The following is a 24,633-nucleotide window of genomic DNA, read 5'->3' as shown; positions in this document are numbered from 1 at the left end:
GACCGTGGCTGGAGTGAATGGGCAGGTCCACGGTTCGAAGCTGATGCGAGGGGCGAGCAACCCTGCCTGCAACCGACCAAAGTTCCCGGTTCCCAGAGGTTCCATCGAGGATTCACTCTTGGAAGGCCGATGCAAGGGCAAGTCGGACGGGTTGGACGCCGCCCATGCGGAAAGCACGTGGGAGGAAATGTGGGAATGAAGTCCTCTGCTTGGTGTCCAAGACCTTGAGGCGAGTGCGGTGACCGCGCGCCTGATGTTCGTAAGGGATTGATAAGACTGGACTTGAGCGTGACACGGAGCGTCATCGTCCGGTTTCAGGAGAGAGCGACCGGTTGCATGGGTCTATTCACCTACACAGCACGTGATGCCGCCGGGCAGCGAATCACGGGCCGGCTGGTCGGCGCCAGTGAACAGGTGGTGCTGGCCGAGTTGTCGGCCCGCGCGCTGGCGCCGATCGCGGTGCGTGAAGTGCGCGAACGACGATCCCTGCGACGAGGCGTCTCGACGCGCCGGCTGGCGGGGGTCTATCGACAGTTGGCTGATCTGTTGCGCGCCGGGGTGCCGCTGCTGCGGGCGCTGCGGCTGCTGGGTCGCAGTAAGGCCACGCCGCATCTCTCCAAGGTCATGAATGAAATCGCGGACGCGGTGGCGGACGGTGCGCGACTGGCGGATGCGATGGAGGCGCGGGCCGACGTCTTCCCCGCGGTGCATATCGCCATGGTGCGGGCGGGCGAGATGGGCGGCTTCCTCGAGCAGGTGCTGGCCCGTCTGGGCGACTTCCTCGAGCATCAGGCCGACATGAAAGCCAAGGTGACGGGCAATCTGATCTACCCGGTCATCCTGCTGTCGATGGCGGTTCTGGTGGTGGTGGGCGCGCTGGTGTTCTTCGTCCCCAAGTTCCGACCGATGTTTGAGCGCATCGAGTTGCCGCTGAGCACGCAGCTGCTGCTTGGCGCCTCGGCGGCGCTGACGGATCACTGGGCCTGGGTGCTGGTCGGATTGACCGCGGCGGCGTTCGGTGCGGCGTGGACGCTCAGGCGTCCGGGCATGGGCCGGCGCCTGGCGCAGTGGCAACTGCGGACGCCGGGGCTGGGCGCGTTCATCAGCGCCCTTTCGGTGGCGCGCTTCACCCGCATCCTCGGCACCATGCTGGGCAACGGCATTCCCATGCTGGCGGCGATGAAGATCAGCCGCGACGCCGCCGGGCATCTGGTGCTGGCGGAGGCGATCGACGAGGCGACCGAGTCCGTGCGCCAGGGCGAATCGCTGACTGCGCCGCTGGGCCAGTCGGGCATGCTGGGCGACGACGTGATCGAGATGATCGCGGTGGGGGAGGCCGCCAACAACCTGCCGGATGTGCTCACGACCATCGCGGACACCATCGAGAAACGCATCGACCGCATTCTTTCCACCATGCTGCGCCTCATGGAGCCGATTCTGCTCATGCTGCTGGCGGGCGTGGTCGTGTTCATCTTCATGGCGCTGTTCATGCCCATGATGCAGTTGAGCAGTTCCATCGGTCAGTAACCCCGGGCGGCCCGTGTCGCCCGTTCGAGAAGTTCGAGGCCGCGCGCCTCTCAGTCGGAAGGAGCCAGACATGTCCATCGCAACCCGCCGCATCATTCGACGCGGCTTCACCCTGATCGAACTGCTGATCGTGATCGTGATTCTGCTGGCGCTGTTCGGCATCGTGGCCGGCACGCTGATGAGCCGGGGCGAGCAGGCCGAGGTGGACCTGCAGCGCGTGCAGCTGCGCATGATCGAGGAGCAGGGACTCGAGCTCTTCAAGCTCGACGTGGGCCGCTACCCCACGACCGACGAGGGACTGGCCGCGCTCTGGGACAAGACGCTCCTGGAGAACGAAGAGGATGAGGCCCGATGGAAGGGTCCGTACCTGAAGGAGAAGATCGAGCGCGACAAGTGGGGCAGCGAACTGGTGTATCGCGCGCCCAGCGAACTGGTGAATGGCAAGCCCTACGACCTGATTTCGCTTGGCCCGGATCGCGAGGAGGACACTGACGACGACATCACCACGCACCGCAAGAACGCCGACGGCGAGTTTGAGTCCATGGACGACTTCAGCGTCGATGGGTGAGCGCGGCGGCTCGTCCGTCCTTTGGCCCTGTTCCGGTCGGCGGGCACGGCGACGCCTCGTCGGGTCGTGCTGACTCGTGTCGGGAGAAACTGCGCATGCCTTGGCGCGGAGTGTCGCTGATCGAGATGCTGATCGCGCTGGCCTTGCTGGCGGCGATCCTGGCGCTGGTGACCCCTCCGCTCGCGGAGCGTTTCGCCGAGCGGTCCTTCGAGGCCGCGCAGGCGGAAGTGCAGGCGCATCTCGCCCTCGCCAGGGCCGAAGCCATGACCACGGGCGCCCCGCGCGAGGTTCGCTTTCTGCCCGATCCCGGGCGGCTTGTCATCATGCCCTTCGATCCACGCCATCGATTGCTCGCGGAGGAGGGCCCGGATGCGCCCGGCCAGTCAATCCGCAGTGCGGGGGGACGACGCCTGACAGGCGGCTCCAACGAGGACCGTGCGGCGGAGTTCGACTTCGACCCCGGGGCGGATCCCGCGACGTCGTCATGGTCCCGCCTTGACCTGCCTTCCGGCGTCGCCTTCCGCGATGAGCCGCCCGGCGAGCCGGCGGGCACGGATTCGAGATTCGCGGAGTTGACCGATGCGGCCCTGGTGCGATCCCTGCGCGTGGCGGTGTTTCTGAGCGACGGGTCGGTGCTGGCGGGACGTGACCTGTGGTTCACCGACGCCGACGGCCGGGCGGTCCGCCTGATCGTCAACCCGTGGACGGGACTCACACGCTTCGACCGATACGTGCCTGCGATCGAACCGGAAAGCGACCCGGTGCTGGCGGGCATGGGTGGATCGCCGTCATCGCGCGACGGCTCGCCCGGGAGAACGTCGCCATGACACGCCGTGGCGCGATCCTGTTTGAACTGCTGGTGGCGCTGGCCATCTTCGCCGGCGCGGCGGCGCTGACGCTCTCGGTCGTGGGCAACTCGGTTGCAGCGCTGGGGCGGCTGCACGATCGTCAGCTGGCGATGGACGCGGCGCGGTCCAAGATGGCGGAACTCGAGGCCGGGCTGATCAACATCAACGACCTGCTGGATGCCCCGCTCGAGTCGATCGGTTCGATCGACCTGTACGACTTCAACGCCGGTCCGCCGGTGAGCGGGCTGGGGTCGTGGCGCGTGGAGGCCTCGACCGAGGTCGCGCCCTGGCGCGGGCTGACGCTCGTCGAGATTCGCATCTACACCAGCAGCGAGGCGACCGCGCCCGCCGCCACGCTGCGGCGACTGGTTCGCCTGCGCGACGCGCTGGTCGAGGAGTATCGGGAAGACGAGATGATCGAGGGGCTCCCGGCTCCGTCACCGACCGGCGCGGGCCGCGGAAGCGGCGGGGGAGGGCGACGATGAGGCGGCGCGCCTTTTCGCTGATCGAAGTTCTCGTCGCGATCGCGCTGATCGGCGCGTTCCTCGGCTCGGCATTCGGCTTCTTCGGCAATCTGCTGGAGGCGCGCCAGCGCGCCGCCGCGTACGCCGAACGCGAGCGGGCCTGTTCGCTGGTCATCGACCGGCTGGAGCAGGATCTTGTGACGTGCCTGGTGGGAGACGCGGCGTTCGGCGCGGGCGTCTCGGGCGACAACCGCTCCATCCGCGTGCTGAGCCGGTCGGTGGCGTCGCACCTGGCGGAAGCGGGGCTGGGCGACTCGCGCGTGCTGGGCGACCTGCAACGGACGGAGTTCCGGGTTTCCGGAGCCGGGATGATCGAGGGCCGCAAAGTCGCGGTGCGGGGCGGAAGCGCGGGAGGCGCGAGCGGCTCCGAGCCGTTCTGGCCCGTGGGACGGGTGGCCAAGGTTCGATTCCGCTATCACGATGGCCAGTCGTGGCGCGACGCATTCGATTCGCTGCAGGCCGGTCGCCTGCCCGTGGCGGTGGAGGTGGCGATCTGGTTCGATCCGTGGCCGAGTGATCTGGCGGACGCCCAGGCCGAGGCGACGGATGACGCCGACCTGATGGCGCCGATCGCGGACGACGCCGCGGAAGATGCCCCCCCGCTGGAGCCGGACGCACGGCTGCGGTTTGACGAGTCGATTCCACCACCTGACCGCGTGCGCATCATCGCAATTCCAGACGCCCGGGCGGGCGAGGACGACTCGTCGGGCGTGGAACTGTCGATGCCCGAGCAAGGGGGCGAACAGTGAGGCGAGCCAGGAACATCCGCTGTCTTGACGGCGAGGGCGTCCTGCCCGCGATGGCTGCGCGACGCGGAGCGTCGCGCCACCGGGGAACGTCACGCCGCCCCGCAGGGGAGCGCGGCTTCGTCCTGCTCGCGGTCATGATCCTCATCGGCGCGGCGTTGCTGCTGGCGGGTTCGCTCATCCACCTGGTTCGCGCCGAGGCGGCGGGAGCGGGCGCGTCCGTGCATGGCGAACAGTCGCGCGGATTGGCGTGGTCCGGCCTCCAGGCGGTCATGGCTGACCTGGATGAACAGCGCCGCGGCATTCTCTCCGGCGACCTGCCGCGACTCGAAGCGCAGTACACCATCTACGAGGATGGCGAGTTCCTGGGTGTGGTCCGCCTGCTGCCGGTCGGTCCCCGCGGCGACCTGCTGGAGCCGGAGGCGGGCAAGCTCGACCTGAACGTGGTGGATGCCGCGGCGCTCGAACGGACGCTGCTCATCGACCCCGCGCTGGCCGCCGCGATCATTGCGCATCGCGATTCGACGCTGCGCCGGCCCTTCCAGTCCGTGGCGGAGCTGCTGGACGTGCCGGGCATGACGCCCCAGGTGCTCTACGGCGCGGGACTGGGCGCCTTCAGCGCCTCCGGAGCGGAACCGTTCATCGACGGCGCGTCGGTCGAGGGCGGTTCAATGGCGCTCGATTCCGCCGGAGCCGGATCGGCGGTCATCGGCGCCGAGGGAACCGCGCGCAGCCTGGCGGATGTCGTCACCGTCTTCGCGGTTGAGCCATCGCTGCAACTCAACGGGCGCAAACGCATCAACCTGAACACGCCGTGGTCGGATGAACTGCGACGACGGCTGACGGATCGGTTCGGCGAGGGCATCGCCAACGCGGTGAAGTCAATCTTCGACCAGGGGACGACTTTCGAGAGCGACGCCAAGATCGTGCAGATTCTGCGGTTCTTCAATGTGCCGCCGCGCGATTGGCGCGAGGCGCTGGATGTCTTCTCGACCGAGGAATCCGACTATCGGCGCGGGCGACTGGATCTGAACACCGCGTCGTACGAAGCCCTGCTGGGACTTGAGGGGCTGACGCCGGATCAGGCGGCGGAGATCGCCCGCGCCCAGGCGGACCTCTCCGCCGAGGAGCGGGCCACCGTGGCCTGGCCCGCCATGCGCGAGATTCTCACGCCTGAACAGTTCGAGAAGATTGTGGGCCGGGTGACGACCCGGTCCTTCACCTATCGCCTTCGGCTGGCGGCGGGCACAGTGGACGCGATCGAGCCGGATGCCCCTCTGCGCGATCCCGTCATCTACGAGGTCGTCATCGATCTGGCCAGCCCGCGTGCTCGCGTGGCCTACATGCGGGATGTGACCATGGTGCCCACGGTGGTTGAGATCGCCGGTGCGGTTCCCCAGGGGGGGCAGACCGACGATTCGGAAGAGGACGAAGGAATCGAAAAGGAGGGCCTGAAAACGGCCGATAACGAGGGTGTCGGACTCGATGATCTCGATCTCGACACGGAGCTTGACCTGGGTGGATCGACCGCAATGGGCGGGAGCGATCGGAGTTCATCAGGCGGGGCGATGGGTGGCGGGGGGGCGGCGGGCGGTGGGCAGCCCCCGAAGCCGGGTGGAGCCCCGCCGCGCATCGGGCGATGGAAGTCGGGAGGAGGCGGCGTGGGGAGTGGATCAGGAGCATGATCGGTATGGCGGGCAGCGGTCATCTCGCGGTGGATTACTCGAAGCGGCGCTTCCGCGCCGTGCAGGTATCCCGTTCAGGGGATCTGCTGCGGGTCCGCCGCGTGCTCATGGCGGACATTCCCGTCTCGGTGCAGCCGGATGACCCGGTGTCGCTTGGCGAATGGGCCGGGGATCTGCTGCGCAAGGCCGGATTCCCGCGCGGCAAAGCGGTCTTCGCCATCCCACGTGACCAGGTGTCGCTGAAGCGGCTGACGTTGCCGACCACCGACCGATATGAGCTGCCCGACATGGTCCGTCTGACCATGCAGCGGGATCTGCCCTTCGATCCCTCGGAAGCGGTGATTGACTTCGTGCCCGTCATGGAAGTCGGCGCCGGCAACTCGGGCGTCAGCGGCGCGGCTGTCAGTGGTGCAGGCGTCCCGCCTGCGATCAATGGCGTCGCCGTGCCCGCCGGTGGAGGCACGGTGGTGCTGGTCGCGGCCATTCAGCGCCGGACGATCGAACACGTGCGGGAAGTGGCCAGGGCCGCCGGACTCCGGATCGAGCGCTTGTCGCTCCGTTGCATGGGGCTGGCGACGGTCGTTCGCACGCTCAACGAAACCACAGACGACAATCAGACCGCCTGGCTGGGCATTGACGTAACCGGCGACGGCGTGGAGCTGATGGTGCTCTCCAATGGCAGTGTGCGGTTCTCCCGCGCGGCGGAGGTGCCCCACGCGGAGGACGCGCGTCAGTTCGCCGACGCGGTGGTGACCGAAACGCGACGATCCTGGATGAGTTACCGGGTGGTGGAGGACGCGCCGGAGATCAGCGGCGCCTTCGTGGTGGGCGACTCGACGGTCACCCGGCTGACGCATGAGCAGATCGGCGACCTGATGAACGTCAGGACGGAGGTGCTGACGACGCATCCGCGCATCATCGCGGGCGAACACGAACTCGCCGGTGCGTGGTCGCTGGCCGGTCTGCTGCTGGAGCCGATCGTCGGCGCGCCTTCGTTCGACTTCCTCAACCCGCGCCGGGCGCCGGATCGGAACGCCCGTGTTCGTCAGTACGCCCTGGCGGCGTCCGGGGCGCTGCTGCTGCTGGCGGTGGGCGCCTACGGACTGGCGCATCGGGGGCTGAGTGACATGCGCTCCCGGCTGGCCGGGCTTTCCGAGCAGATCCGCGCGGAAACGCCCGGACACTACGAGTACGAGCGTGAGTACTGGCGTCTGCAGCACTTGGACCGCTGGGGCGAGGCCCGCGTCAACTGGCTGGAGCACCTGCTGCAGCTCGAGGGACGCCTGCCCGATCGAAGCCAGCTGGTGCTCGACGGCTGGGCCGGATCGCAGCGGTTCAACGGCGTGCAGTACAACGATCGGGCGACGGACGCCGCCAAGCGATGGAGCGTGCCGCGCGAGATCATCATTTCGCTGGAGGGAGAGGCCGCCTCGCAGGCGGTCGTCGATCGGTTCCGTCAGCAATTTGTCCAGACCCAGGAATACCAGGCCCGTCCGGCGGGTCCGGACACCTCGGGAGGGAAGCGCTATCCGTTTCCCTTCAAGCTCACGCTGCGGACCAGCGTGGGCGATCCGTCGGCGGGAGAGGCCGACGGCGCACCGACGGGCAGCGCGGAAAGCGGGGGCGCGACGGCCCGGCGGCGGAACGGCGGCGAACGAGGAGAGTCGCTGTGAGCGTGCGCGCGTTGATCATCAAGGGCGCTGTCGCCGCCGTCGCGGTGGGGCTGCTGGCGCGCACCGCGGCCAACTCGCTCTACTTCAACGAGCGAACCGATCTGTTGACGCAGATTCAGCAGCGTGAGCGCGTGCTGGAGCAGTTTTCCAGGGAGCGACGCGACCTGCGCGCCATGCGCGCCCGTCTGCAGGAGATCGCCGATGGCTCCCTGGGCGGCTCAGCGGAAGTGGTGGACGCGGCGCTGCGCGAACGACTCAACCGCATCGTTGAGGAGATTGGTCTCGCTTCGACCAGCGTCACCACCGGCCAGCCGGTCACCAGGGGGTCGCCCGCGGCGCGGCGCATGGGTCGTAACCCCGCCAGGGGGACCGCCGACTTCCTCGAAATGGACGGAACCGTGACGGGAGACGGCTCGCTGGAGCAGGCGCTGCGGCTGGTGCATCGCATCGAAGCCGAGCCCTGGCACAAGCGCGTCAACTCCGTGTCGCTCAACCCGAGCGCGGATGGTTCGCGCGTCAAGGTGTCGGTGCGCCTGACGACGATGTTCCTGCCGGGTCGCCAGCCCTCGCCGAACGCGGGGTCGGCGGTGCTGGCGTCATACGACGCGGCATCGTTCGACCGCTACGCGCGGTTCGCGGCGATGCAGCCGTTCCAGGTGCCCCCGCCCCCCGTGCGCGTGACGGAGGCGACGCCTCCGCCGCCCCCGCCGACGCCGCCCGCGGAGGTCAAGCCCCCGCCGTTCCCCTACGGCAAATGGGCCCTGACCGCAGTCACGGAAAGCAGTCGCGGGCCGGAGGCCTGGCTGCTCAATCGCGAGTCCGGCGAGAGCGTGACGCTGGCGCTGGGGGGAAAGCTGAATGAGGCGGAGCTGCTGGCCGTTCGCGGGGACCAGGCGGAGTTTCGCATCGGAGAGAGCCGGTTTCTGATCGCCGTCGGAACCACGCTGCGCGATCGTCAGCCCGTCGGGCGATGACGAGGCGGCCATGAACGGAGTCGAATGATCTTGTCCGTGAAGAAGAGAGCGATGATGAAGGATCGTGACATGAACGGAACCATTTCCGACGCGCGCCGCCAGAGGGCGCTTCTGCCGGCGTTGATGACGATGCTTCTCGCGATGTTCGTCGGGTGGCCGGGCCTGGCGATGCAGGAGTCGCCGCCGTCGGCTCCGCCCGCCGACGCCCAGGCGAAGAAGATCCGCTTCAGTTTCAACGGCGCCACGCTGGAGCAGGTGGTGGAGTTCTTTTCGCGCGAGACGGGCCTGCCCGTGGTGCGCGAGACGGATGTTCCCAAGGCGACGTTCACGTATCACGCGCCGGAGGCCTACGAGATGGCCGAGGCGCTGCGGGTGCTGAACATCCTGCTGCAGACGCAGGGCGTGATGCTGCGCGTCGACAAGGCGAAGCTGTATCTGCAGAAGCTTGACGCGATGGTGAAGGAGACGCTGCCGACCTACCAGGGCGAGGTGCCCGACTCGGTCACGGATGACCAGATCGTCGTGTGCGTGGTGCCGCTGCAGAACGCCATGGCCAAGCCGCTCGGGGCGTCGCTCGCCGCAATGGTGGGAGCATACGGGTCGGTCACGGTGATGGAAGCGCAGAACTCGCTGGTGATCGTCGAGACCGCCGGCAAGATCCGGCAGCTGCTCCAGATCGTCTCCAATCTCGACCGGGCTGATCCGGAGGGCGTGATCCGCATCTTCAAGATCCGTCACGCCCGCGCCAGCGCGCTGATGACGCCTCTGCGCGCGCTGCTGGCCGAAAAAGTGCAGAAGTTCGTCATCAACCAGCAGGGTCAGCAGCAGAAGATCGAGGAGGAGAACATCCGCGGCCTGACCATTTCGCACGATGATCGCACCAACTCGATCGTCGCCAAGGGCATGCAGGCCAAGATCGATCAGCTGGAGCAGGCCATCGCGCTGCTGGACGTGCCGGGGGCGGGCGAGCAGCGGCTCATCCGCACGTTCGCGCTGCTGGTCCTCACGCCGGCGGATGCGATCCAGAAACTGGGCGTGCTTTTCGAGGGCACGCCTCGTCAGGAGCGGCCCACCATGCTGCCGCTGGCGGACACCAACCGCGTCGTGGTGATCGGCTCCGAGACCGACATCGCCCAGAGCGCCGCCCTGCTTCGCGAGATTGACGGAGGCGGCGAACCGCGGGACGACGTCTCGATCGAACGGGCGATCGTCATCGCGCCGCTGGAGCACGCCACGCCCGAGGCGGCCGCCGGCGTGGTCCAATCGCTCCTCAATCCGCGCCAGGCGGCGACGACCAAGCTGATCCCCGGCGCCGACGGCCGGTCGCTCATCATCAGTGGGCTGACGCGCGACGTGGACATGGTGAAGTCGCTGCTGCCCATCCTGGATACACCGGCCAAGGTGGATCGCGACGTGCGGATGATTCGCATCGCGGCCGTCGACCCGCAGGCGGCGCTGGACAAAGCCCGCGCCCTCTATGAGAAGCGGGCCGACGCCGCGGACCCGACGACCAGCGTGGCCGTTGAGCTGGATGTCGAGACGCGCACCGCGACGCTGGTGGGCGCTCGCCCCGCGCTGGACCGCTTCGCCGAGGCCCTCCGGCTGGTCGAAACCAACGCGGTTGTCGAACGCGAGCGTCGTCAGTTCCAGGTCACCAGCGCTGAACCCTCCGCCATTGCAGCGCCGCTGGTGGCCATGGCGCGGCAACTGCTGCAGCCGCCGGACGGTACGCCATACGTTGAGCCGCAGATCGAGCCGGTTGATGCGCTTGATCTGCTGCTCGTCACCGCGTCGCCAGCGCATTTCGCCGTGCTGGAGAACCTGGTCGCCACGCTCGATCGTCCCCAGCCGGGGGACCACCAGTTCCGCGTGATCTCCGTGGCGGGCGTAGCCGACGTGAACGCGCTGCTTGAGCGCGCCGGATTCGTCTACGAGCGGCTCATCGCCAACCGACCGCCCGACGAGACCCCGGCGCCCGATGTTGAGTTCGATGAGCTGACCGGCAGCGTGCTGGTTTCAGGCCGCACCGGCTCGGTGTCGCTCTACGAACAGGCGCTGAACGAGGCGCGCCGTCTGCTGCCGCCCCTCCGCGACGGCCGCATGATTCCCATCCGCAACGCCAGAGCGGCGGACGTAGTCGCTCCGCTGATGGAGCTGATCGAGACGGCGACGCCGGAAGGTCCGCGCCCGGTGCCGGCGCCGGAGATCAAGGTCATCGAGCGGACCAACTCGCTGTACGTGCTCGCCGAGGAGCCGCAGCACGCCATGATCGGGCGTTTCGTGGCCGAACTCGACACCATCGAGCCGTCCGATCTTCCGCCCCTGCGGCTCATGCAGGTGCGCGCCGCGGACGCGGTTCAGATCGCCGCCATGCTCAGGCAGCGATATGATGCGCGACCCGCGGAGCAGCGGCGCGAGCACCCGGTGACGATCGACGCCGACGCCGCCACCAACACGCTCATCGTGACGGCGCACAACGATCTCTACGAGGAGATCAGCAACTTCGTGGACACCGTCAATGACGCCGGCGCCACCCGCGCCGAGCGCGAGACGCGGCTCTTCCCGCTCAAGCTGGCGCGGGCGGCGGACGTGGCCAGCGCGCTGGAGAAGCTCTACCCCGAGCCGCCCATGCCGCTGGATTCGCGCGGCCGGCCCCTGCCGCACCTGCGCGAACCCAAGGAGGTCTTTGTCTCCGCCGACGCCAACACCAACACGCTGATCGTCGAGGCCCCGGCCGAGCGCATGCAGTCGTTCGTCACGCTGGTGGAGCAGCTTGACCGCGTGCAGCTGCCTCCGCAGGCGGAGCTGCGCACCTATCGCGTGGAGCGCGGCGACCTGAACAAGATCGTCGAGACCCTCAACCGCATCCGCGACCAGCTTGTCAAGCGGCCCGAGGACGGCTCCAACCCCGTGCAGGTGACCATCGAGGGCGAGCCGCAGAGCCGCACGCTCATCGTGGCCGGCGACGAGGTCACGTTCCGCAAGGTGGAGCAGGTGCTCAAGGATCTCTCCGCCGTCGCCGTGCCGCGCGAGATGCGCGTGATCGAGGTGACGCGCACCGACCCTGCCGACCTGGCCCAGCGCGCCCTGGCGGTCTACCAGGATCTGACACGGGACGATCCCGCCGCCAGCGAAGTCGAGGTGGAAGTGGACGCCGATCACGGCTCCATCGTCGCGGTGGCGGAGCCCACGGCGATGGTGCGATTCCTCGCCGTGATCAATCAGTTGCAGGCCTCGATCGGTCCACCGGCGGACGTGCGGCTGCTCACGCTGCAGTACGCCAAGCCCAGCGGAGTCGTGCAGTTCCTCGAGGAGCTGACGAGCAACGAGATCGTGCGCTTCGGAGAGGGGGCGGGCAAACAGCCCACGTACTTCGCCATGGATCGGCTCAACGCCGTGCTGGTGGCGGCGCGGCCCGATCAGCACAACATCATCAAGGCGGTGGTGGATTCGCTGGATAAGCAGGAGGCCCAGGACATGCCCCCCCTGCGCATCCTGCAGCTGCGCACGGCGGACGCGCAGAACTTCGCCGCCGCGCTCATGACGCAGTACAACCAGCGATCGGCCGACGAGCGGCGTGATCGACCCGTGAGCATCGCCGCCGACCCCAACACCAACTCGCTCATGGTCGCGGCGCATCCCGATCTGCTGCCTGAGATTCAGGCGGTGGTGAATGATCTCAACGACATGAACCGCGTAGGGCAGGACGGACGCGAGATCCGCATCTTCCCGCTCAAGGTGGCCCGTGCCGAGGAACTGGCCCGTGTGCTTGACGAGATGTACCCCGAACCCGAGCCGCTCTACGACGCGCGGGGACGGGTGATTCCCGGTTCGAAGCAGCCCCGCGAAGTCGTGGTGCGGGCCGACGCCCAGACCAACTCGCTCATCGTGGACGCCCAGTCGCAGCGCATGGCCGGGTTCGAGCAACTCGTGGAGCAGCTTGACCGGCAGCAGCTGAACGATGAGTCAGAGATCCGCACCTATCCCGTGGTGCATGCCAACCTCGACGCCCTGGCGGCGTCGATGCGGCAGCTCAAGGACGCGGGGGCCTTCGGCGCCGCGGGCGATCGACGCGCCGCCATCACCATCACCACCGAGCCGGTGTCGCAGACGCTGGTGGTCGCCGGACCTCCTGAAATCTATCCGAAACTGGAGAAGGTGCTGCAGGCGCTTGACGTGCGTCCGGCCGGGCCGACCACGACCATGCGCTTCTTCCGGCTCACATCCGCGCGGGCGGAGACGGTCGCGCCCATGCTGCGCGACATTCTGGTGGCCCGCGTGGCGACCGACGTGCCCGGCGCGGCCTCGGGCGCCAGCGCCGAGGCGCTGCTCAACGTCACCGCCGACCGCAAGACCAACACCATCATTCTCTCCGCCCCCGAGGCCGTTATGCCCATGGCGGAGTTGTTGATTCAGCAGCTCGATCAGGGCGGCTCCGCGGCCATCGACCCGGTGGTGCGGGTGAGACCGCTCACCTTCGCCAACGCGGCGGAGGTGACCGGGGCGCTCTCGCAAGCGCTGCCCAACCTCATCAGCAAGCAGACCGGCGACCCGGTGGACGTGCGCCTGATACCCTCCGGAGGGGCCAACGCCATCATCCTGGTGGGGCTGGAAGGCGATCTGCCGCAGGTAGAGGAGCTCATCGCCGGGCTGGACAAGCAACAGGATACCGAGTCGATGGATGCGGAATCCATCTCGCTCACGTACGCCAACGCCGCCACCATCGCGCCCATCCTGCAGCGGCTGTTGACGAACCAGCAGAAGACCGATCCTCGCATCGTGGCGCAGCGTCTGCGCACGTCGCGCGGTCAGCTTGACCTGACGCCGGAGATCCAGGTCGAGGCGGACGCCCGCACCAACAGCGTCATCGTCTCGGGCACGCGCCAGACGGTGGAGCTGGCTCGCACGCTGGTGAAGGAGCTGGACAAGGCCGACGACGCCAGTGATCGCACGTACGCCACCTTCACCCCGGGCAACGCCAAGCCGCAGACGCTGATCGACACGGTGCGCCGGGTGATGGAGTCCACGCGCCCCACGGGCCGGCGCTCCACGCTCGAACTCATCGCCGAGCCCAACAGCGGCGCCATCGTCATCATCGGCACCCAGGCGGAGACGGAGCAGGCGACGGAGTTGCTCGCCAAGTGGGATGCGGACTCGCTGTCCGCCCCGGCCATGGACCTCAAGATCATCCCGCTGCAGCACAGCGACGCCGCCGTGCTCGCCGGCGCCGTGACGCCCATGCTGCGCGATCCAGCGCGCTGGCCGCGCGAGCTGAGGGAGCTTTCCGAGCGCGGGATTGCGGTGGCCCAGCCGACGGTGACGCCGGACCCGGCATCCAACCGACTGCTGGTGAGCGCACCGCCTCAACTGCTGGCGATGGCCAGCGAGCTGGTGTCGCAACTCGACGCCCCGCGCGGGTCGGGCGTCTCCGATATCCGCATCTTCAACCTGCAGGTCGCCAAGGCGCAGGACGTGGCGACGGCGGTTCAGCAGTCGCTCGCGGCGCGGGCCAAGCAGCGCCCCGGCGAACCGGCGGCGGTCATCACCGCCGAGCCGTCGAGCAACTCGGTCATTGTCACCGCCACCCCGGAGCAGCTGACCGGGGTGGAGTCGATCATCGCGTCGCTTGACAGCGGCGTGGGCGGCGCGGACCGGCCCCAGGTGCGGGCGGTATTCCTCAAGCATGCACGTGCCGAGACGGTGGCGCCCGTGGTTGAGCAGCTGCTCGCCAGCGACGATCAGATCGACCTGCAGCAGGTGCCCAACTGGATGCGCGCCGAGATCCTCCGCCAGCGGGCGGGCTCGGAGCAGCCCGCCGCCATCCGCGTGGCGGCGGACACGCGCCTCAACGCCGTGGTCATCTCGGCCTCGGCGCAGGTTCTGGACGTGGCCGAGGCGCTGGTGACCCAGCTGGACGTGGACCCGACCGGCCGGGCCCCGTCGCGCACCGTGCGAGTGCTCACGATCGACAATGCCGACCCGGCGCAGCTGGCGGGTACGCTCGAGACGCTCTTCGCCGACGATGATTCCGGCGAGCCGGCCCCGGTGATCCGCGTGGACGCGGCCAGCGAGACGCTTATCGTGCGCGCCACGCCGCGCCAGCACGAGATGATCGAAGCGGTGGCGTCGCAGGTGGATCGCGCCGCCATCGGGGCCCGGCGCGAGATCGGCGCCGTGCCCATCGACCCCTCACGCGCCACGGCGCGCGAGGTGGCGGACACGCTCAAGCGGCTGCTCGACCGGCGCGGCGCCGCGGGCGGCAATGGCGGGTCGCGGATCGAGGTCATTACCATCGAAGAACTCATGCGCTCGCGGTCGGGTGGGGCCTCCGAGTCGAAGCGCGAGGGAGCGGCGGGTGAGGGATCAGCCGCCGAAGCCCAGGCGCCGTCCGCCGCCGGCGATCAACCCGATTCGAGCGGCGAACAGTCGGCTTCCGCGTCGCTTGACATCCGCTCCGCGCTTGTGCTGTCGCTTTTCGCGGCGATGCAGGACGCCAACAGCCCGAAGCCGGCAACCGAGGGCCATCAGCCGCCTGCCGACAGCGGCGACGCTGATGTCACCATCGCCGTCGATGAGGCGACCAACTCACTCATCGTTCTCGGCCCGCCCCGCGCCGTGGAGCGCATCCGCGACCTGGCTCGTCAGATTCAAGCCGAGATGCCGCAATTGCCGGGTCGCGTGCGCTACATCGCCCTGCCGCCCGCGGTGGACGCCTCGGCGGTAGCGCAGCTGGTCACGCAGACGCTCCAGCAGGTGCTGCCGCCCCTGCCGATGCAGCCGGGCTCCCCGGGTCCGGGGCGCGGACAGCCGACGCAGCAGCGCGTGTCGATTCTGGCCGACACCGTCAACAACGCGCTCATTGTGAGCGCCAACGAGGTGGACTTTCAGACCGTGGCCGATTTGTTGCTGGCGCTCACCCAGCCGGCCGCCACCGACCGCGTGGTGGTGAAGGTGTATCCGCTGGAGCGCATCACCGCCGACCGCGCCGCGGAAAGCGTGCGTGAACTCATCGGCGTCGCCTCGCCCGCTGGAGCAGGGGGGGTGCAGCGGCCTCGCGGGCAGCAGACCGACCGCATGCGCCGCAACCTGGAACTGCAGCTTCGGGCGCAGGGACGCACCATCGACGCCGTCTTTGACCCGTCCCTCATCCGCGTCACCAGCGACCCGGCCACCAACTCCGTGCTGGTGATGGGGGCCGAGGAGTCGATCCGCTTCATCGATCAGTTCATCGAACTGATCGACCAGCGCCCCACGGGGCCGATGGCGTCGCTCAAGATGTTCCCCCTGCGCCACGCCCGCGCGGCGGACGTGCAGCGTCCCCTGCAGGACATCCTGAATGTGCGCTACGACGCGCTCGATCCCGCTCTCAAGCGAACGACCATTCGGCCGGCCATCTCGATCGACGCGCGGACGAACATGCTGCTCGTCACCGCGTCGCCCGAGCACCTGACCGAGGTGGAGACGCTGCTGTCGTCGCTGGACGTGGAGCTGGGCGAGTCGCGCCATCCCCTGCGCATGGTGGAGGTGAAGAACATTCTCCCCAGCCAGGCCCAGCGGGTGCTCGAACAGGCGGTGATCGGATCGGATCAGCAGATCCGCAACAGCACCACGATCCTGCCTTCGGACGACGCCGGCATGCTGCTCGTGCGGGCGTCGCCGGAGGTCAACACCGAGATCGACGCGGTGCTGGCCGAGATTGATCGCGACGCCACGCGCGGCTTCGAGGTGCGCACCATCACGCTCCAGCGGGCCAGCGCTGAAGCGGTCGCCGACACGCTTCGCCAGCTCTATGACGACCGCGCCCAGATGGCCCGTCAGGGTCGCGGACAGCAGTCGCGCGGGGGGCGGCGAGTCTCCATCGTCGGCGACGCCGTCAGCAACACGCTGGTGGTAGCCGCGTCGGACGAGGACTACCAGGTCATCACCGACCTGGTTTCCCGGTTCGACTCCGTGGACGCCATCCCCACCCTCCAGTTCCGCGTCTTCTCGCTGCAGCACGCCAAAGCGGTTGACATCGTGCAGACGGTGCAGGAACTGGTGCAGGATCTCACGTGGAACCAGGGGCCGATGATCTGGGGTCCGTGGGGACCGATGTTCGGCGGAGGCGGCCGGTCCGGCGGACGGGGCGGTGCGCCGCAGGGGACGCTGGCCATCCGCTCCGACAGCCGCCTCAACGCCATCATCGCCACCGGCGAGGGCGACAAGTTCACCGTGGTGGAGGAGATCATCCGCGCCCTTGACGCTCCGCTTACCCAGGGTTCCGAGCGCCTGGTGCGGCTGTACCCGGTGCGCAGCGCCGACCTGGCGGTCGTCACCGACATGATCGAGCGCACCGTCGGCGTGGGCGCAAGCAGCCGCGCCCGTCGCCCGTGGGATCCGCCCGATCCGGGCCAGATCATCGTGCGCCCTTTCGCGCAGACCCGCACGCTCATTGTCTCCGGCACGACGCGGGAGCACGAGGAAGTCGCTTCGATCATCAACCTGCTCGACAAGGCGGGTGAAACCCCGGGGCAGACGCTTACGGTGCTGCCCGTGGAGTTCGCGCGGGCGTCGGACGCGGCGCGCATTCTCAACCAGTTTCTCGTGGAACGCGCCAAGGCGACCAACCGCGTCGATCCGCCCGCCGTCATCGTGCCCAGCGAAGCCGGCGCGGGCGGCGCGGGCAACCTGCTCATCTCCGCCAACGAGGCGGACCTGGCGACCATCCGCGATCTGCTGGACCGCATCGACCAGCCCATCAGCGACGGGCGGGTGATCCGCATCATCGCGCTGAAGAAGGGCGACGCTCAGGCGGTGGCGCGCATCATCGGCCAGGTCTTCGGTACGCGCGGCGGGCAGGGCGTGGTGGCCACGGCGGACGTGCGCACCAACTCGCTCATCCTCAACGCGCCGCAGCAGGCGCTGGCGGCGGCGGAGGAGATGGTCGCCACGCTCGATTCGCCCCCGCCCAGCGAGAACATGATCATCCGCATCTACGCTCTCACCGGCGCCCAGGCCGCCGAGGCGGTGCGACTGCTTGCCGACACGCTCGATCTCAACGCACAGGGTGAGACGCAGGGCGTGGCGGTGAAGCTGGATGAACTCGAAGGCGAGTCGGTGGTGGTGCAGGGCAAGATCATCGCCGACCGGCGCAGCAACTCGCTCATCGTGCGGGCCACGCCCGAATCCTTCCCCGTGATCGACATGCTGATCCAGCGGCTGGATGAGGTTCCGGTGAAGAGCCCAACCGAGTGGCGCATCATCAAGCTCAAGAACGCCCTGGCGTTCGACGTGGCGCTGACGCTGCGGCAGTTCCTGCGGCAACCGGCGAGCAGCGACCAGCCCGAGCCGCGCATCGACTACAACGAGCCGGAGAACCAGCTCTTCATCTCCGCCACCGCCGACCAGTTCAAGCAGATCGAGTCGCTGCTGGCCGAGATCGACCTGCCCAAGGCCCGCCCCGTGACGCGCTTCGTCAAGCTGGAGTACGCCAGCGCCGAATCCGTGCGCGAGGCGCTCTCGTTCTTTTACGGCCCCTTCGCCATCCATGCCAAGACGCCCGACCAGATCAACACCCGCATCGTCGCCAATCCGCCCAAGTCGCTGCTCATTTCTGCGGCCGAGGCGGAGTGGGAGAACATTCAGACCTACATCAAGCAATTCGACAGCGAGGAGTTCGACCCGTCGCTGCAGTTGCGCGTGATTCCCCTCAAGTGGGCGGACGCCACGAGCGTGGCGCAGGCGATCAATGACGCCTTCCAGGCCCAGGTGCAGGGTGGGCGCGGCAACGATCCCCGCACGCAGGGGCGTCCCACGCCTCCATCCAACCAGGGTGACGGCGAGCGTCGCGACCAGAATCAGCCGCCGCTCGTGCTCGTCGAGGCGGCTGACTGGGTGCGGGCCGGCGCCGAGCCGCAGACCAACACCGTCATCGTGTCCGCCAACCGGGACAACATGCTCAAGATCGAGGCGATCGTCGCACAGATCGACAACGCCGAGTTCGCCCAGGGCCCCGCGCCGCGTGTGATTCCCGTCACCGTGGGCAGCCCGACGCAGTTCGCCCAGTCGCTCACCGAGGTCTTTCAGCAGTCCCGGCAGGGGCGCGGCCAGCCGGTCGGGCGTCAGCCGGTGCGGATCATCGCCAACGAGGCCAGCAGTTCGCTCATTGTGCGGGCGGAGGACGACGAGTTCCAGCAGATCGTGGCGCTCTCCGACGCGCTGCAGCAGCGGGCCGGCGAGCAGGGGCTGAACGTCCATGTCCTGACGCTGACGGCCGCCCCGGCGGCCCGCGTGGAGGCCGCCATCCGCGACGCCTTCCAGGCCAAGGCGCAGCAGACGCGCCAGCCGCTCTCGATCCGCTCCGAGCCCTCGGGCAACTCCCTCATCATCGCCTGCACGGCGGCGCTGTTCGCCGAGATTGAGCAGACCGTGAAGCAGCTCGATTCGCTTCAGCCCGCGGCGGGGCAGGGCATCTTCATCATCGAGCTGCAGAACGTCGACCCGGCGTCGGCCACCTCCATCATCCAGACCATCGGGCTGGACAAGCCGCAGCCGCCGGACTCGGTGTCGCGCCTCGTCACCGAGCCGATCCGCGTTTCGGCCATGCAGGGGCGCAATGCGCTCATCGTCATCGCCAACCCGGCGGATCGGGACACCATCGTCTCGATTCTCAAGGCCATCGACTCCGAACCGGCCATGGCCGAGGTGCAGATGCGCATGGTGCGGCTGACCAACGCCAAGGCCTCCGCCGTGAGCCAGGTGCTCACCCAGATGCTGCAACCGGCCAACCAGCAGGCGAACACGCCGCTGGCCAGGGCGATTCAGGAGCAGGTGCGCCGGCTCTCGCTGCGGCGCAACGGGGCCAATCAGCCCGACCTGCAGCTTGATCTGACCAAGCCGATCCGGCTGATTCCCAACGACGTGTCGAACACGTTGATCGTCAGCTCCACCGAGGCGAACCTGAACGCGCTGGTGGAGATCGTCGCATCGCTCGACACTCTGCCGATCACGGATGCGGTGGTGGTGCAGATCATTCCGCTGGAGAACATCCGGGCGGAGGACTTCCAGCGCATCGTCAATGACCTGTTCACGCAGGGCAAGTCGCTGGGGTCGCGTCCGGGGGCCCAGGTGCAGGGGGTGCCTTCAACCACCACCGGCCGGGCGCTGGCCGGGCCCATCGCCATGACCGTGGATGGTCGCACGAACACGCTCATGGTGGCGGGCAGCGAGGAGGCGGTGGCGTTCGTCGAGGTCATGCGCCAGCGACTCGACTCCGACGTGGCGGTGGGGTGGGTGGAGCCGCGTCTGATCCCGCTCAAGCACGCCGACGCCGCGGAACTGGCCGCCACGATTCAGGCCATTCTCGTCGATGGGGCGCAGAACCTGCCCCAGTCCACGCCGCTGCAGAACCAGATCGCCCGCATTCGCACCGCCCAGGGCCAGGGGGGCGCTCCCGGCGCGGCGTCCGATGTCTTCGTGCCCATGACGCGGCTGGTGGTGCGGGCCGACGAGCAGCTCAACGCCCTCGTCGTCGTCGGCACCCGGTCGAACCTCGACGCCATCCAGGAACTGGTGGCCATGTTCGACATCGAGCAGCGCTCACGCGACAACCGCGTGCGCATCTACCCGGTCAAGCACGCCTCAGCGTCGCGGTTGCAGACCACTATCTCGCGGCTGTTCGACCAGCAGCAGCAGCGGCAGGGTGTGCGCGAGGAGGATCGGGTCTTCGTCACCGCCGACGAGCGCACCAACGCCCTGATCGTCTCCACCAGCCCGCGCAGCTTCGAGGTGCTCGAGTCGCTGCTGGAGAAGCTGGACGCGCAGATTCCCACCGAGTTCGCCGAGATCCGCAGCATTCCACTGCGCAGCGCGGCGGCCCAGCGGCTGGCCACGGCCATTCAGCAGCTGATGGACGCGCGGCTGGAGCGGCTCCGCCGCGTCGAGCCCGAAACCGCCGAGATGGAGCGGGCCACCATCGTCGCAGACACCCGCACCAACTCGCTCATCGTGGCGGCGAGCAACGACTCCTTCGGCGTCATTCAGCGGCTCGTGACGGAGCTTGACACGCCTTCCGAACTGGCGGGCGGCGGGATGCAGGTTCTGCCGGTGACCAAGGGCAACGTGGAACGGCTGGCGGAGATGGTCCGACAGGTGATGACGCGCCGGTATGCCGACGTGCCGCAGGAGATCCGCAACGCCCAGCAGCCGCTGGTGCTCACCGATCCACGCACCAACTCGCTGCTCATCGCCGCCAACCCCGAGGACTTCGAGTCCATCAGACGCATGGTGGCCGACATCGAGGCCATCCCGATGAACCCGGCGGTCGCCATCACCGTGGTGCCGGTGGAGAACAAGCGAGCCGAGCAGCTGGCCCCCAAGCTGCAGCAGTTGATGGCCGACCGGATCGCCACCCTCGGCCCGGCCCGCACCGACGCCGACCGTGTCTCCATCCAGGCCGATACGGCGAGCAACTCGCTCATCGTGGCGGCGAGCGATGAGAACCTGGAGGTCATCCGCGGTCTGATCGACGCCTTGGCCAAGGCGGAACAGGACTCGCCGGCGGGCGTGATCGAGGTCATCAACCTCGCCCGCAGCCGCGCCACCGACCTGATCCGCGTGGTGGACGAGCTGTACGTGCAGGAGCAGAACCGCAAGCGGGGCGACAACACCGTGCGCGTGACCGCCAACGACCGGCTCAACGCCCTGATCGTCAGCGCCAGCGAGCAGGACGTGGCGGCGGTCAAGGGCCTCGTCGAGCGCCTCGAAGGCCGGGGCAATTTCCCCATCGTGGAGATTCAGACCATCACGCTCACCGCCGCCGACCCGCTGGAGATCGTCGGGCTGGTGGAGGAAGTGCTGCGCGGCCCCGGCACCACCGGACGGCGCAACGCGCAGCAGTCGGTGATCTTCAAGCTCATCACCGAGGCGGCGCAGGAGGACGGCGTGGTGCGTCAGGATGCGACGGATGAGATTGAAATCTCGACCGCCATCCGCGAGACGATTTCGCTCACGCCCGATCGTCGCACCAACTCGGTCATCGTGGCGGCGCCGCGCGAGTCCATGACTCTGATCCGCAAGCTGATTGATTCATGGGACAAGTCCACCGCGTCGAATCAGAATCTGCGCATCTTCACCCTGCAGAACGCCGACGCGGACGCGACGGCCAAGATTCTGGCCGAGTTGTTCCGCACGCCCAACCGCGAGGTGCTGACGCCGGTCACCGAGCAGCCCCCGGCGGGGCTGGAAGGGGAGGTGATGCCCCTCTCGATGACGCAGCTCACCACCGTCCCGGACGAGCGCAAGCAGCTGGCCATCACGGTGGACAGCCGCACCAACTCGCTCATCGTGGCCGGCACGCCGCGCTACCTGGACCTGGTGGAGCAGGTGGTGCAGCAGCTCGATTCCGAGACGGGCAACGAGCGCACCCAGCTGGTGTACCCGCTCAAGAACGCCGTCGCCGAGGAGGTCGCCCGCGTGGTCGCCAACTTCGTGGACGCCGATCAGCGCAAGCTGCTCGACACCATTCCGGTGGACCAGCTCGGCGCCGCGACCCGTCTGCTGGAGCGCGAGGTCACCATCATCGGCGACCGCAAATCCAACACGCTGCTGGTCTCCGCCAGCCCGCGCTACATGCCGCGCGTCATGGACATGATCCAGCAGCTCGACGTTGATCCGCCGCAGGTGCTCATTCAGGTGCTGCTGGCGGAGATCACCCTCGACGGCGGCGACGAGTGGGGCGTCAAGTTCAACGCCAGCCGCAAGTTCGGCGACGTCAACGTGGGGGGCGGCTTCGGACTGGCCTCCGCGTTCCTCTCCGGCATGGGCGTTCCCAACCTGTCGGTGGCCGGCACCGACTTTGACCTGCTGATCCGCGCCCTCAAGTCGCAGGGGCGTCTGCAGGTGCTCAGCAACCCCTCCATCATGGCCGCCAACAACGAGCGCGCCGAAATCCAGATCGGCGAGACCATCCGCGTTCCCACGGGACAGTCGATCACCAGCGGACAGGTCGTCTCCACCGTCGAGGCCCAGGACATCGGCGTGATTCTCAACGTCACGCCCACCATCAACCCCGACGGCTACGTGCGCATGGAGATCAACCCGGAAATCTCCAACCTCTCCGCCCGGACCACGCAGGTCAACGAGAACTTCTCGGCCCCCATCATCACCAAGCGGCGGGCCGACACCACCGTCACCGTGGCCGACGGCCAGACCATCGTCATCGGCGGGCTGATCTCCGATCGCTTCGAGATTCGCGAGGAAGCCGTGCCGTGGATCTCTGATCTGCCCATTCTCGGGGCGCTCTTCCGCAGCCGCAGCGAACAGCGAGCCAAGACGGAACTGCTGATCGTGCTGACGCCGCACGTCATCACCAGCCCCACCGACATGCCGCGATCCATCCGGCGGAGCGTCGAAGAGGCCACGCAGGATGAGATTGACCGCCTCTCCGTGCCCGAGGAAGTGAAGGAGCAGATCCGACGCGGCGTGCTCGAAGGCACCGGCGGGCTGTACGACGCCAGCGGCAAGCGGATCGATCGTCCGCTTGACGGGCTGGAGACGAAGTCAACGAAGAGCCACAGGGTGGACCTGCCGTGAGAACGTGGATGACAGCCGTCAGCCGTCAGCCATCAGCCGTCAGGCGACATTCGTCAGCGGCGCCATGCGTGTCGTGGGTGGGTTGTCGATTGTCGCGGTGGGCAAGCCGCTTCACGCCTCGGATCGCGGCTCTGAAACGTCGCGTTTCACCGAGCGGCAAGGCGATTCTTCCGGTGTTCCGGGTGTCACGATTGCATCCGGTTTCCATCGCCTTGACGGCCTTTGCCCTGGTGTTCGGCCTTTTCGTGCTCGGATCGGGCGGTTGCGGGCGGGATGTCAAGGTCACGCACACCGGGGGGTCGGGTCCGATGCCGCCCAAGCCGCGCCCCGTTGAGCCAGCGCCGGCCGGCGCCAAGGCCAATGCGGTCGTGCTTCAGGTGGCGCCCAAGCCGCGCGACACCAATGGGAATGGATACCCGGACCTGATCGAAGTCGCCGCGTACCTCTTCGCCAAGCCGCATCCGACGCCCATCTACGAGGACGGCGCCTTCGTCTTTACGCTGTATATCGCCGGCCAGTCTGATCGGCCCGGCGCCATTCCCATCTGTGAATGGCGCATCGGGGGCGAGCAACTCGAGTCCGCCAAGGTCGGGCAGACCCTGTACGGGCTGACCTACGCCATCAACCTGTCGCTGCTCACCACCAGCGGCGACACGTTTCCGCTCATGCCCGCCGACCTGATCTGCCGCTTCGAGCCAGCCGACGGACGCGAGCCGGTCCTTCGCCGCGAGGTGCATACCATCCAGATTGGCTCGCAGAGCGCGGGTCGTCGTCCATGATTTCATTCGCGTCCACGTCGGGGCTGAGGTGGACGTACGACAGCGAACTCCGGTCATGGCCAACGCTCCGGAGCGACGGTTGCGCGCCCGTCGGCGGCCGTCATCCCTGCTCATCGCCCGATGGGCCGTAGATGGCCGGCACCGGGATGTCGTTCAGCCGGAAGTACACGCTCAGGATGGCGCGGTGATGGATGGTGTGGCTGATGATCCAGGTGCGGAAGGCCACCGCGCGGGGCATTTCAAGCAGCACCTGGCCGTGATCCTTGAATTGCCACGTCTCCATCAGCGCAGAGTCCTTGAACCCCGCAATGGCCTTCGCCGACGCCGCCACATTGGCGTCGAAGAGATCGAGAATGGCCTTGCGTGAGGTCAGGTTGGGCGTCTTGTACGGCTCCCGGCCCGTCGGATTCATGTCGTAGAACGGCTCGGTCAGGATGTTGACCGCCCAGCCGGGGATCTCGGCCAGGTGGCAGGCGTTCCAGCCGATGGTGTTGGAGCGCGGGTGGGCCTTCCACCCGAGTTTGTCCTCAGGAAGGCGCTCCAGCAGCTTCCGGGTGGTCGCCATCTCGTGCTGAAACTCAGGCAGCGTCATCTGAGCAAAGGTCATGGGATTCTCCAGGGCGTGAGTTCGAGTTCCGATGGTAGCGCCGCGCAGCCATGATTCTCCCAGCCGCCAGGTTCATCAGGATGCTGCGTGCCGGAGGGCGGCCTGATCCGTCGCTTCATCGCCGCCAATCC

At 68.1% G+C, this 24,633-nt stretch carries 11 protein-coding genes; 10 read left to right on the top strand and 1 reads right to left on the bottom strand.

The window, feature by feature from the left end; translation table 11 throughout:
* Positions 1–336 precede the first annotated feature (336 nt).
* From HRU76_15360 to HRU76_15315, 10 genes are all read left to right on the top strand, one after another.
* Positions 337–1,527, top strand: a complete 1,191-nt coding sequence (locus HRU76_15360) for a type II secretion system F family protein (GenBank protein ID QOJ18880.1) — start codon at positions 337–339, stop codon at positions 1,525–1,527.
* Between the two features lie 70 nt (positions 1,528–1,597).
* Positions 1,598–2,095, top strand: a complete 498-nt coding sequence (gene gspG, locus HRU76_15355) for a type II secretion system major pseudopilin GspG (GenBank protein QOJ18879.1) — start codon at positions 1,598–1,600, stop codon at positions 2,093–2,095.
* 95 nt (positions 2,096–2,190) lie between these two features.
* Positions 2,191–2,922: a prepilin-type N-terminal cleavage/methylation domain-containing protein gene (locus HRU76_15350; GenBank protein ID QOJ18878.1), complete on the top strand. Its 732-nt coding sequence runs from the start codon at positions 2,191–2,193 to the stop codon at positions 2,920–2,922.
* Positions 2,919–3,428: a hypothetical protein gene (locus HRU76_15345; GenBank protein QOJ18877.1), complete on the top strand. Its 510-nt coding sequence runs from the start codon at positions 2,919–2,921 to the stop codon at positions 3,426–3,428. Before HRU76_15350 ends, HRU76_15345 begins: the two co-directional genes overlap by 4 nt.
* Positions 3,425–4,216, top strand: coding sequence for a prepilin-type N-terminal cleavage/methylation domain-containing protein (locus HRU76_15340; GenBank protein ID QOJ18876.1), 792 nt, complete (start codon positions 3,425–3,427; stop codon positions 4,214–4,216). Before HRU76_15345 ends, HRU76_15340 begins: the two co-directional genes overlap by 4 nt.
* Before the next feature lie 134 nt (positions 4,217–4,350).
* Entirely contained in the window at positions 4,351–5,898 is a 1,548-nt protein-coding gene (locus HRU76_15335) for a helix-hairpin-helix domain-containing protein (protein QOJ18875.1), read from the top strand.
* The gene (locus tag HRU76_15330) at positions 5,895–7,571 is read left to right on the top strand and encodes a hypothetical protein (protein QOJ18874.1); all 1,677 of its coding nucleotides are present in this window, start codon (positions 5,895–5,897) and stop codon (positions 7,569–7,571) included. Before HRU76_15335 ends, HRU76_15330 begins: the two co-directional genes overlap by 4 nt.
* Positions 7,568–8,545 (top strand): hypothetical protein, encoded by a 978-nt coding sequence (locus HRU76_15325; protein QOJ18873.1) that lies wholly within the window; start codon positions 7,568–7,570, stop codon positions 8,543–8,545. Before HRU76_15330 ends, HRU76_15325 begins: the two co-directional genes overlap by 4 nt.
* A 69-nt stretch (positions 8,546–8,614) precedes the next feature.
* Positions 8,615–23,116, top strand: coding sequence for a hypothetical protein (locus HRU76_15320; protein ID QOJ18872.1), 14,502 nt, complete (start codon positions 8,615–8,617; stop codon positions 23,114–23,116).
* 212 nt (positions 23,117–23,328) lie between these two features.
* A complete protein-coding gene (locus HRU76_15315) occupies positions 23,329–23,895 on the top strand; it encodes a hypothetical protein (GenBank protein QOJ18871.1) in 567 nt (188 codons plus the stop codon).
* 100 nt (positions 23,896–23,995) lie between these two features.
* Here the strand turns inward: HRU76_15315 and HRU76_15310 are convergent, their stop codons facing one another.
* The gene (locus HRU76_15310; protein QOJ18870.1) at positions 23,996–24,502 is read right to left on the bottom strand and encodes a DinB family protein; all 507 of its coding nucleotides are present in this window, start codon (positions 24,500–24,502) and stop codon (positions 23,996–23,998) included.
* Between the last annotated feature and the right edge of the window lie 131 nt (positions 24,503–24,633).

It is taken from the genome of Phycisphaeraceae bacterium (genome assembly GCA_015709595.1).
GTDB lineage: Bacteria > Planctomycetota > Phycisphaerae > Phycisphaerales > SM1A02 > CAADGA01.
This window is presented reverse-complemented; position numbering and strand designations above follow the sequence as displayed.